The organism is Mesorhizobium sp. M0062 (assembly GCF_040323125.1).
Lineage (GTDB): Bacteria > Pseudomonadota > Alphaproteobacteria > Rhizobiales > Rhizobiaceae > Mesorhizobium.
The window spans coordinates 1-10,219 of record NZ_JAMYUO010000051.1 but is presented as its reverse complement, the minus strand read 5'-3'; the positions used below and the strand labels follow the sequence as shown (position 1 = coordinate 10,219).

At 59.4% G+C, this 10,219-nt stretch carries 16 protein-coding genes; 7 read left to right on the top strand and 9 right to left on the bottom strand.

Annotated elements, in window-relative coordinates:
- The first annotated feature begins 729 nt into the window (after positions 1 to 729).
- A complete protein-coding gene (locus NKJ64_RS30185; RefSeq protein WP_352463810.1) occupies positions 730 to 1,479 on the top strand; it encodes a hypothetical protein in 750 nt (249 codons plus the stop codon).
- Positions 1,480 to 2,174: 695 nt separating this feature from the next.
- Here the strand turns inward: NKJ64_RS30185 and NKJ64_RS30180 are convergent.
- The 4 genes from NKJ64_RS30180 to NKJ64_RS30170 form a co-directional block, all read right to left on the bottom strand.
- On the bottom strand, positions 2,175 to 2,474 hold the full coding sequence (locus NKJ64_RS30180; RefSeq protein ID WP_155927313.1) for a hypothetical protein: 300 nt from the start codon (positions 2,472 to 2,474) through the stop codon (positions 2,175 to 2,177).
- 568 nt (positions 2,475 to 3,042) lie between these two features.
- Positions 3,043 to 3,345, bottom strand: a complete 303-nt coding sequence (locus NKJ64_RS30175; RefSeq protein WP_352463809.1) for a DUF1330 domain-containing protein — start codon at positions 3,343 to 3,345, stop codon at positions 3,043 to 3,045.
- Between the two features lie 193 nt (positions 3,346 to 3,538).
- Complete coding sequence (locus NKJ64_RS30585; RefSeq protein WP_023816770.1) at positions 3,539 to 3,775, bottom strand: exopolysaccharide production repressor protein; 237 nt, start codon at positions 3,773 to 3,775, stop codon at positions 3,539 to 3,541.
- 613 nt (positions 3,776 to 4,388) lie between these two features.
- Positions 4,389 to 4,928 carry a VOC family protein gene (locus NKJ64_RS30170; RefSeq protein ID WP_050588547.1) on the bottom strand — a complete coding sequence of 180 codons (540 nt, stop codon included), beginning with the start codon at positions 4,926 to 4,928 and terminating at the stop codon, positions 4,389 to 4,391.
- 112 nt (positions 4,929 to 5,040) lie between these two features.
- On the opposite strand from NKJ64_RS30170, the gene NKJ64_RS30165 reads away from it, so the two are divergent.
- Genes NKJ64_RS30165 through NKJ64_RS30150 form a run of 4 tightly spaced genes read left to right on the top strand, consistent with a single transcriptional unit; the run spans position 5,041 to position 6,584 of the window.
- Positions 5,041 to 5,667: a LysR family transcriptional regulator gene (locus NKJ64_RS30165; RefSeq protein ID WP_352463808.1), complete on the top strand. Its 627-nt coding sequence runs from the start codon at positions 5,041 to 5,043 to the stop codon at positions 5,665 to 5,667.
- Positions 5,573 to 5,887, top strand: a complete 315-nt coding sequence (locus NKJ64_RS30160; protein WP_084630787.1) for a LysR substrate-binding domain-containing protein — start codon at positions 5,573 to 5,575, stop codon at positions 5,885 to 5,887. Before NKJ64_RS30165 ends, NKJ64_RS30160 begins: the two co-directional genes overlap by 95 nt.
- A 34-nt stretch (positions 5,888 to 5,921) precedes the next feature.
- Positions 5,922 to 6,263 (top strand): transposase, encoded by a 342-nt coding sequence (locus NKJ64_RS30155; protein WP_023670651.1) that lies wholly within the window; start codon positions 5,922 to 5,924, stop codon positions 6,261 to 6,263.
- A 42-nt stretch (positions 6,264 to 6,305) separates the two neighbouring features.
- Positions 6,306 to 6,584 carry a hypothetical protein gene (locus tag NKJ64_RS30150; protein ID WP_023670652.1) on the top strand — a complete coding sequence of 93 codons (279 nt, stop codon included), beginning with the start codon at positions 6,306 to 6,308 and terminating at the stop codon, positions 6,582 to 6,584.
- 109 nt (positions 6,585 to 6,693) lie between these two features.
- On the opposite strand, the gene NKJ64_RS30145 is transcribed toward NKJ64_RS30150, so the two are convergent.
- The 4 genes from NKJ64_RS30145 to NKJ64_RS30130 form a co-directional block, all read right to left on the bottom strand.
- A complete protein-coding gene (locus NKJ64_RS30145) occupies positions 6,694 to 6,882 on the bottom strand; it encodes a hypothetical protein (protein ID WP_031243249.1) in 189 nt (62 codons plus the stop codon).
- Positions 6,872 to 7,096, bottom strand: coding sequence for a hypothetical protein (locus tag NKJ64_RS30140; protein ID WP_023670653.1), 225 nt, complete (start codon positions 7,094 to 7,096; stop codon positions 6,872 to 6,874). Before NKJ64_RS30140 ends, NKJ64_RS30145 begins: the two co-directional genes overlap by 11 nt.
- A gap of 585 nt (positions 7,097 to 7,681) precedes the next feature.
- The gene (locus NKJ64_RS30135; RefSeq protein WP_352463811.1) at positions 7,682 to 8,023 is read right to left on the bottom strand and encodes a class I SAM-dependent methyltransferase; all 342 of its coding nucleotides are present in this window, start codon (positions 8,021 to 8,023) and stop codon (positions 7,682 to 7,684) included.
- A gap of 72 nt (positions 8,024 to 8,095) precedes the next feature.
- Positions 8,096 to 8,314 carry a hypothetical protein gene (locus NKJ64_RS30130; protein WP_352463807.1) on the bottom strand — a complete coding sequence of 73 codons (219 nt, stop codon included), beginning with the start codon at positions 8,312 to 8,314 and terminating at the stop codon, positions 8,096 to 8,098.
- A 414-nt stretch (positions 8,315 to 8,728) separates the two neighbouring features.
- Here NKJ64_RS30130 and NKJ64_RS30125 point away from each other — a divergent pair, with 414 nt between their 5' ends.
- Complete coding sequence (locus tag NKJ64_RS30125; protein ID WP_245276573.1) at positions 8,729 to 8,887, top strand: hypothetical protein; 159 nt, start codon at positions 8,729 to 8,731, stop codon at positions 8,885 to 8,887.
- A 132-nt stretch (positions 8,888 to 9,019) separates the two neighbouring features.
- Positions 9,020 to 9,232 (top strand): hypothetical protein, encoded by a 213-nt coding sequence (locus tag NKJ64_RS30120; protein ID WP_023690461.1) that lies wholly within the window; start codon positions 9,020 to 9,022, stop codon positions 9,230 to 9,232.
- Between the two features lie 581 nt (positions 9,233 to 9,813).
- Here the strand turns inward: NKJ64_RS30120 and NKJ64_RS30580 are convergent.
- On the bottom strand, positions 9,814 to 10,038 hold the full coding sequence (locus NKJ64_RS30580; protein ID WP_081725497.1) for a Y4oE-related protein: 225 nt from the start codon (positions 10,036 to 10,038) through the stop codon (positions 9,814 to 9,816).
- Positions 10,039 to 10,219: the final 181 nt, after the last annotated feature.

Here is a 10,219-nt window from a genome sequence, read left to right as displayed (position 1 = left end):
CGCGGGAATCAGGTGACGTGAACAATCACCAGCCTGCCATGACCGCCCCCTCTCAGCGAATTTGCAGAACTCTCAGCACACTACCTCGCGGGGGGACACCTTGCGGCGGGCGGGCCGCTGGGCCCGACCGGTGAGACTCAGCGCCCGCCGGCAAACAATATCGCACGCCTGCCAATGCCCACGAATCATACAAACGGAGGAAGGAAGATCTAACCAGCTATCGCCATTTCCGATGCGAACGCCTAAGCCTTTTATGAGACCTAAGCGCAGCTTGCAGGCCGCAGCATGGTCCCAATTTGGGACGAATAGTTTGGCACCCATATTGCACCCACATCTTTCGCCGGCTGATCCCCGGTCCTGATCGCGTACTCTGATCAGGTGTAAGGCTCGCCGGGCTCGAGGTAGTTGGGGTCTTCGCCCGGCGAGTTGTCTACCAATGCGCAGTCACAGCCACACGGTGACGCCATACTCCGAAATGCCGCAAGCATTCCGCGGTTGTGCATCGCCCGACCAAGGTCCGATCGGTGTGGGACTTCAGTCGCGCAAAGGGCGATACGGTCTGCGACTCCGGATTTTTTGCTAGATTTCAGAGGGTTACAAAGCGCTTCGCAGTCGTCAGTCGCTCATTGCAACAAGCATTTATCTAAAGTTCATTCAGTCGAATTAGGAAACTCTTATAAGCCGCTCTATAACGAATCGGCGAGGTGGCTATTCGACTGAGGAGGTACCATGACATCCCGAAAAACGCTGTTGGCAGCGCTTGCCGCGCTTGCGCTAGTGACCGCTCCTGCTTTCGCTGGCGCGGGTGGAAACGGAGGTGGTCACGGCAATGGTGGTGGTCACGGCAATGGCGGTGGTCACGGCAGTGGCGGTGGTCACGGCAATGGCGGTGGTCACGGCAATAGCGGCAAGTCCGGCAACAGCGGCGGGAAGTCCGGCAACAGCGCTTCGCACGGCAAGTCGGCATCGGCTCACGCCGGAAAGAAGACCTCGGGCGACGACCAGGTCGCCGTCGACGACATTGAGGTCGCCGCGACGCCTAAGGACAAGAACATTCACGCCAAGCTTGGCCGGCTGAACTCGCTGCAGCGCAACATCAACGCCTATATGAACTCCAAGAGCAAAAAATTCGCCGGCATTCAGGCTTATGTGACAGGGTCGGCGGCCGCCAAGGGCGCCCAAGCCGCGGTAGATGCCGCCCAAGCCGAAGTCGACGCGTTGAACGCCAAATTGAACGACCCGAATACTCCGGCCGACCAAGTCCCGACCCAGGAGCAGATCGATGCAGCGCAGGCAGCGCTCGATACGGCCAATATAGCGGCGGCCGATGCTGCTGCCGCCGTCCCATCGCTGGATGACGCGCTCGCCGATATGGCCAACAAGCCGGTCGACGCCGAGGTCACCGAATGGGCCAACGGCGTGCTTGCCGAGAAGATCGACGAGATGGCTGCCAAGCAGACTCCCGCGGCAACGCCGTAAGGCGGTCACAGCCGAGCGATCCTAGCCGAACGTCCAAGCCGCCGGGTCACACCCCCGGCGGCAGGGCGACGACGAGCTTGCCACCTTATTCTCCTCTTTGAGGGCGACCCTAAACAAGCGGAGTCGCTACCGACGCGTAGGAACAAAAGTGCCGAAATACCGTGTTGAGGATATCGCAGCCGATGCCGTGACGGCCACCCACACCGTCAACGCGAAAACTCCGATCAGGGCGGCGCGCGAAGCGGCGGAACGCGACGTCATTCTACGCCCGGCCACATCTTCGAATACAGCTCAGCCTGTAGGGCGGTCCATACCCGGCTGGCCGCGGCTCACGCTGGTTTCTTGAAACGCACCATGCCGCCGACCTCGATGAGTTCGACTATTGACCCGGACCAGGGTTCTCTGTCTGGTTTTGAGCCAGGGGGGAAGCAATACGATTTCCTGGACGTGCCGCTTGAGGCGTTTGTCGCGTTCAAATCTGCCTTCACCAAGGGCCGCTATTCAACAAGACATCCGCAACCAACTATGCATTCCGGCTCGCCCAAGAAAAGGCTGCAGGCTCCTTGGACGATTAAGGGAGGTTCTTTCAGAAAAACGGCCCGCGCTGATCGAAGGGCGCGGGCCGGTCCGTTGCCGCCGGTCGGCAGCGGGAGGCATCCATTCCGGCCGGTGCAAACCGGCCCCTCCCGCCACAATTAGCAACCTTCGGCAGTCGTTTTCATCTGTCCAGGGGCTGCGGACTTGGCACTGGTGTCATCCTGTTGACCAGGAGCGGCCTGCTTAGCACTGCCACTCTGCTGGCCCGGCGCACAGTCCTTCGCTGAGTTCGAATTGGTCGACTTCGTTGTGGTCGAATCCGTGTTGTTATCTGTCGTCGGCATCGTTGTGGTAGTGGAGGAGCCACTCGACGTCGTCCCTGTTGTCCCTGTCGTCCCCGCGAACGCAAGCCCGCTGGAAAGAGCCATCATGGCAGTGGCAAAAAGAAGCCGTTTCATTCTTCATCTCCTAATGGCAAGTAATGTCCCTTCCATTCGATAACGGGGGATGCGAAGGATCGGTTCCAACGCGACCTTGTCTTGACCGGCAGCTTTGGGGCGGCCGTTAGCGGACTGGCAGCCTTCACGCGGCGGATCTTCGGTAGCTGACATTCCGGCTAGCGCGGACATCGCCTTCCCCATGGGCAGAAATTAGTCTCCTGGGGCCCGCCCACGTTTCTCTCAAGCCACCGATTTCATGGCCGACAGGTTATCACGATGTGTCTGAAGGTGGAGAAGCTGATCGTCGCCCCTTGGTTGTGCAGCCCTTCAGCCGTGGGCCAACCTCCGAACACCCTTGAAAAAGGACTTGAAGTCGTCCCGCACCAGAGCGAACGTCTTCGGATGATCGGGATAACACGGCGGTCACGAGACACCTGTTCCCGCGTCTTTTGCTCGCTCGCCGGCGCAGCGGCAAATTGATCATAGAGTGTACTAAGTGGTCTTGCTGCTCCGGCATCTCGCCGTGAGGAAGAAATGACGCTGAGGATGCCCAACTGTCGTCGGGTCCGCTGGCCGCGCTTATGGGTCACGCCGCAGGCGTTGCAATCCCTTCTATAGCGATGATCCTGGTGTTAGCGGAACGTTTGCGGATCTCGATCAGCCGGGCGTATTCCGGCGAATTATACCAGCCCATCAATGACGCCATGTCGGGGAATTCGACAATGACCAGTCGGTGTGGATCCCAATCACCTTCCAAAACCTTGGTGGCGCCACCGCGGCCCAGGTACCGCCCACCGTACCGCTCTTCGGTAGCGGGAACGTCCCGCCGATATTCCTCGAACAAGGCAGCGTCTTTTACGTCTACATCCGCTATCAGATAGGCAGCCATCTGTGTTTCCTCCTTAGACCTACCTCGCGCTCCTCGGCTTCGGCGTCGTCGGTCCGCACCCTGTCGACGATCTCCGTGCGACATCCAGCGCCAGCGCGCTTTTCGATGATTGTTGGCGCTGCCACGGCTTTCCTTCTTTCGCATAGTTCGCAAAGATTAGCATGATCGCTGCTCTCGTGTCTGGCGGTCTCCCTCAAAGCGTCATCGAGCGCCCTTCAGATGAGACACCGCCGTCTCGACAGGTAGGCTCGGCAGGGTTCGGTATTTCTTCGGTTCTTTTCAACCAAAGCTTGTCGAAAAGCGCGAATGAAAATAGGAAATATGCAACCTGAAAGATGATAAAAATCAGCAAGGTCCATGCAAGGGACTTCCAGAACGAATCGGTTGCTAGGTAAGTCCAGGTCGCTACCACGGTCGACGTGGCAAACATCCCAATCAGTAATCGCGGAAAAAACATCATGTTCAATGCCGCCCCATAGCTGGACCGACCGGTCTCACGTCTACTCCCCAGAAGAACGTAAGGTTTCACTAAATTAGTAATTGCGCAAGCACCAATGGCCAGAACCAAACCTTCCGAACAGCTTTCCCGGGCTGAAATCGAGCGCTTCCTGGCGGCAGCCGAAGCGCTGCACAAGAGCATCGTCGGGCCGCTGTGCGTACCACAGCGAGCATGCCAAGCTCTGTGAGCTCCATCGACCCCTTTTGAAGGCGATCGAGAACATCACCGGCCACAAGGCGCAGTTCATCCAAAGGAACGGGACAGGGCCGTCTCAGCCGCGCGGGAGCCGTCTGGCTAGCCGCCGGTCAAGTCCTAAGCTCGGATGCGAAGCTTCGCTTCTCTTCCCGCAGGGTATTGCGATGCATTTTAAGCGCTTGAGTTTGCCGACGGTCTTCTCGAAGCGTACACTTTATTACCTGGGGTGGCGAAGCCCGCCAGCCGAATGGTTGCCCTCCGCTCGCAGCCAACCGGCTCCGTGGCTCGGTGAATGGCTAGCACTGTCGCAGCAGTCCTCCGAACGCAGCCCGCCATGGCGGTGGCCAGCTTAGCAGTCTGATGCCCCCTCCCGGGCGAGATTGTCCACGTCGAGCGGATTGCTGACCAGTTTCAGCGCGCCGTCCGGGTTGCGCGGCCATTCCGCTTCCGGGCGATCCCAATAGAGTTCTACCCCGTTGCCGTCGGGATCGCGCACATAGATCGCCTCCGAGCCGCCATGGTCATTCGCGCCGGTGAGCGTCACCCCTGCTGCTCGCAGGCGGCGCAGCGCAGCCGCCATCGCCGCCCGTGTCGGATAGAGAAAGGCGACATGGTGTAGGCCCGTCGTGCCAATGGGGGGCGCGGCGCCGCCGCGGCCTTTCCAGTTAGTGAGCGCCAGATGATGGTGATATCCGCCCGCCGCGAGAAAGGCAGCCTCCTCGCCTAGCGACAGGTTGACGCCGAACCCGAGGGCACCGCAATAAAAGGCTAGCGATCGCTCGATGTCGGCGACGTTGAGATGGACGTGACCGACCCGAACGCGCGGGTTGATGGCATATTTTTCGACGAAGCTGGCGGCGTCATTGGGATTGATCGATTGATCGTTCATGGCCTCCGCTCCCCTGCTGGCGATTTCGACAAGCGTAAATATCGCGCAAATGCATTGCCCGGAAAATATGAGATGACTGGAATGAGCATCCCGTTTTCTGCATAATCCGGGAATGCGCATCGACGAGGTATGTGTCTTCATCAACGTCCTCGAGGCAGGGAGCTTTGCCGGCGCGGCGCGCCGTCTCGGCATGCCTGCAACGACAGTGAGCGCCAAGGTCGCGGCCCTGGAGCGACGGCTCGGGCTCTCGTTGATCCAGCGCACGACCAGAAAGCTGCGCGCTACGCCCGAGGGCCAAGCCTATTTCGAGCGGTGTCGCATCGCGCTGCGAGAAATCGAGACCGTCGAAGCTGAGCTTCGCGCAGAGTCGGCGGGGATGGACGGACAGCTTCGGCTGACGGCGTCAGTGGATATCGCGCAGACGCTTCTACCGCCTGTTATTGCAGCGTTCCGTAAGGCTTATCCGGCGGTCGCCGTTGATCTCTTCGTCACCGACCGCGTTGCCGATCTCGTCGCCGACGGCATCGACCTCGCCGTGCGCGTCGGCCCGTTGCGCGATTCCAGCCTGATCTCACGCGCTTTCGTGACGGGTCCTTCAGGACACTTCCAAGGCCTACCTCGGCCGCCGGGGCACACCTGTCTCACTGGAGCAACTCGAACATCACGATCTAATCGCCCTCAGCAAGGCATGGGCGCGACCGCTGCCGATGCTGGCGGGCGACCGGAAGATCGGTGTTGACCTGACAGGGGGCCTCACCTGCGACGATCTGCTAACGGTGAGGGCGCTCGTGGCGATAGGATTGGGCATCAGCTTTCTTCCAGGCTATCTCGCCCATCAGCTCGATCTGGTGCGGGTACTCCCCGAACTGCGTTCACCGTTTACCGGCCTATTCTTTGCTTATCCGGCACAGAAGTGGGCGCAACGACACCGGTATTGGTTTGAGAGGAATCCGGTGTGATTCATAGATTGCCGACTGATTCTGGAGGTCGGCAATGTCTACGAAGATGACGGAGATGGATTGGTCGGCGGCGCTGGAGGTGTTCCGCGGATCGCTGCCACGGCGCGGAGCCAAGGGTCGGGACGACCCTGCTATTCGTGGAGGCTCTGCACTATTCTCAGTCCACAACATTACATGGCGAGCGCTGCCGGAGCGTTTCGGCAAATGGAACAGCGTTTGGAAACGCTTCGACCGGCTGAGCAAGGCGGGCGTGTTCGAAACGTTCTTTGATCATCTCGCTGCGCTCTCGTCGTCGGCGCACCTGGTGCAGATGTTCGACAGCTCCGTGGTGCTCGGTCATGTCTCGGCGGTAGGGGCAAAAGGGCCTAGGCGATAAGATAGGTATTGCCCTGCGGAATCGGGTGGGATTCTAACTGCGATGACACACGAATTGCTTGCAGACGACGGTTGGGCCGAGACGATTGAGCTTCTCGGCGGCGAAGATTTGCTTACGCGGAGCGCCCGCGAGACGAAGGCGTTCCTGCGTCCGCAGGGCGTTCAATCGGCGCCCGATTTGTTGCGCCTGACGCGCGGCGGCTTCTCGACCAAAATCCATCTGAAGACACCTAACGCGTTCATTGGACAGCGACCCATTACTTGGCCCGCCGGCTCATGTTGGCGGGCTTTTTTGCGTCAGTCGGGAACAACCTCGCTCTGAGGCTGTTCGGTCACACCCGGCTCGTTCTTCAGCGATTCCTGCCGGTGACCAAGATGTCCTCTCCACTCGTCATGGTCGGCCCGCGCAGCCTCGGAAGCAGGCGCGGGCCTCATTCGCCGTCATTGCTGTGTTCTCGGTGCGCAACCGCTTCTTTGAATGCGCGTGCTGCTGCATCGCAAGCGACACGTGAGGAGCCGTTCACGGACAGAATGATTTCGGCTGCCTTCACGGTCAAACCGTGTTTTTCGGCGAACTCTGCGGCTGTGTATGCGAGTTTTGTTTTTTCGCTACTCCGCATTTCTGACTCCATAGATCTCTTGCGCCTCGTGCAAGCTCTGTCGGGCCTGTTGCAGTGATCGATGCAAGTTCGCCAGCAATTCGTCGGCGTCGGCCGTCGGACTGCCTTCGTGATCCAGTAAGCCGACGATAATATCCTGCTTGGAAACGATGCTCTCGTTGTGAACGAGTTGGCCCATAAAATACATGAGCCGGCTCTGTGCCGGTGTGGGCATGGGCCTTCTCCCTGGTCGGGCGAAAGCCTGATGATCGCTCCCAAGCGCCTCGTGCCTGTTTGTTTTTGATTTTTCGAGGCGACCGCAGCAGTGTGCGCTCGTTAGCAGGCCATGGCAACCGGCCAGGCAATTGCAGCATCCACGCTGCGCACGCCGCCCTGACCGCGCGTGCCGGCCCCTGGCGTCGCTCGGCCGCTACTTCAGTGTTTCCGGTTGACAATCGTGGTCGGCGCACCGCATTTTCGCATTGAGGGACAAACGTGGGGAACCCTGCATGAAGAAGCCTTATCAGAAGCCGGAACTAAAGAAGCGCGAGAAGCTCTCGGCCGTAACGGCTGTGTGCACGCCATCAACCTGCACCGATGAGTGAGAACCTTTAGGCCCAAGGCGCTTTGCCGAAATTCGCTAGAGAGGGACTGCAGTGAAGAAAGAATACAGCAAGCCAGTACTGACCAAACGTGGGCGTCTCAGCGCAGTGACGGCGCAATTGGCACCCAGTGTTGAACCCAGAGGAGCCTAGGCAAACCCCTGCAACAAAGCCAGTTGGCTTCGGCGGCGGGCTTTTCCGCTTCCAGGCGCCGAAACTTATCTTCGCGTGCCTGTCACAACGAGCCATGCGGTTTCCGTGCTCGGTCTCCGCACTTCAGGGTCGCTGAACCCTGCATCTCGCAAGGCAGCAATGACCTCATCCGGCTCGCGAGGTGTAAAAATGTCGGCCGGCATGTTCATCCTGTCCATATGCGCCTTCGGGAGGAAGCCAAGCACGACGCGACCGCCTGGTTTGACGCGAGCGAGCTCTGCGGATCCAGCTCTAAGGCTTTGCCAGAAGTACACTGTGTGGACGCTGAGAGCCTTGTCGAATGTGCTATCCGGCAAGGGCAAGTCCTCGACTAGCCCGATTCGGAACTCGGCTCGTCCGCCGCGCACTGCATCGGCGAACCGGCGGCAGGCAGCGTTCACGACATCTGCGAGCGGTCAACCCCGCAAACGAATGCTGCCTCACGGGAGAAGTTGCGGCAGTAAAACTGCGCCGCCGAAACCGACCTCCACGGCGCGATCTTCCGGGACCAGGTGCACTTGATCGAGAGTGTAGCCGTTGAGCCGGGCATTGCCCCGGTTCATTCCGGCCCGGACCAGCCAGCCGCCGGTTCGGTCGGCCAGGACAGTGGTTTCGCTATAAATCGTGGCGCCATCCGATCCCACCCATATTCGGGTCATCTAGCCACCATGCGCCTAGAAGCGGCCGCCCCGCAAACGCTGCTTCGATAGCGATGACCAGTTGGGTTGTGCTGCGCTCTTACGCGTCGCATTCCAGCGGCTGGTGGTCCGGTTGCTCGTGCCACATCACCTGGCGGAAGTCGCGACGGTCTACCTTTTGCGCCCAAATGGGGCGCGCATAGAAATGCTCTTCCCAGTCAGGTCATGTGGCTTGCCGGGGATGGGCGGTCCGAGGTTGGCTATTCTGGCCGTGCCCGACCGAACCCGTCGTAGCGGCAAAACTTCTGCAAGGCGTGCCCGTTGTCCGATCGCCCGCTCGCATTTTTTGTACCATATATTCGCGGCTTCCATTAGCATCCCCTCATGGCAACTCTGCGGTACGGCGTAAGGCGGGAACCGGATGGGACGTGGACGGTGTTCGACGTGTTCACCGGGCTGCCGGCTATTGTAGCGGGCCACCCATCTGTCGACCTTCCCGACATGGAGTATGCCGAAGAGCTGGCGGCCATCCTGAATGCCAACGACCTAAAGCAGACGCTATCTCAAGGGAGGTTCCCCGGAGGGTTCGCCTGACTGAAGTGGCATTAGCCCCCGTTGTATGCCCATCCAGGATGGTTCGTCCGATCCGAGCAAGCATTTGTTATTGATCTACCGACTACGACGGTCTTAAATCGACTTGCCATTGCGTTTCGTAGGGAGGATGTGATGAGCAACGTGGTGTCAATTCGCAAGGCCACGCCTCGCGTGGAAGTGGTCGGAGCCAGTGGCGAATGGGTCGTCCGCATCATAGAGACCGACCAGGAAATTACACGCTCATTCGGCCTGGAATCGTTTGCGCTGTCCTTCGCTGAAGGCCAGCGGATACGGCTACATCTCGACAAGGTTGTGCGGCTTCAGGACCCTCCTGCGGCTAGGTAACCTCAGTACCTGGACGGTGTTGGACGATTCCATGGCTGGTGAGATGCTTGCGGTGTGACGTCTCTCGTCCGCCGGACGCAAGGGCGGCGGGCACCTTTTGAATTGACAAGGCGCGGGCTGATTGACAACCTTTGGCTGTAAATGCGCTTTGCCTCAAATTTCCACTGGAGGGACTGCATGAAGAAAGAATACAGCAAGCCAGTACTGACCAAACGTGGGCGTCTCAGCGCAGTGACGGCGCAATTGGCACCCAGTGTTGAACCGCGATCCACATCCTAAGCAAACCACGGCCCTGCAACAAAAGCCCGCTGGCTTCGGTCGGCGGGTTTTGTTCTGACGCGTGGTAGGAACCGGCGATGAGGCTGTTCCTCGTCGCACTCGTTGTTTTGTCTTTGATGGCCGTCGGCTTCTGGCTGGCGGCCCAGTTGTTCCTGCCTCACTGATCGAGCTCCAGCGGCTCATGATCTGGTTGCTCGTGCCACATGACCTGGCGGAAGTCGCGCTTGTCGACCTGCTGGCCGCAGATCGGGCATGGGTGAAATCGATCGTGCCCGTCCTGCGGTTGGTGTGGCTTGCCGGGCTTAGGCGGTCCAAGGTCGGCTATTCTGGTCATGCTCGAACGAACACGATTTCGCGGCAAAAGTTCCGTCAGTTGCTCTTCTCAGTTGGTGAAAGACATCGCACCAAAAGCGATAGTCATCTGGTCGACCGTCGAAATGAGCCTCCAAAGCGCACTGCGCCACGGCGGTCGCCGCTTCCAACCCGTAGAGATCGACCGCAGATTGAGCGGCCTGATCTCGGTACATGCGAGGCGAGGAGGAATTGCAGCGCACCTATTTCGTCTGGCAGGTCGGACTTCATCGAATCGGAATGGGTTTTTTACACATTCGTTTATCTATTCATGGTTTCTAATACATATGGCATCCAACGCGTTCACCCGGATTTGGTTTGCTTTGAGCCGCCTAAGGCGCGCCACGAACGGTAACG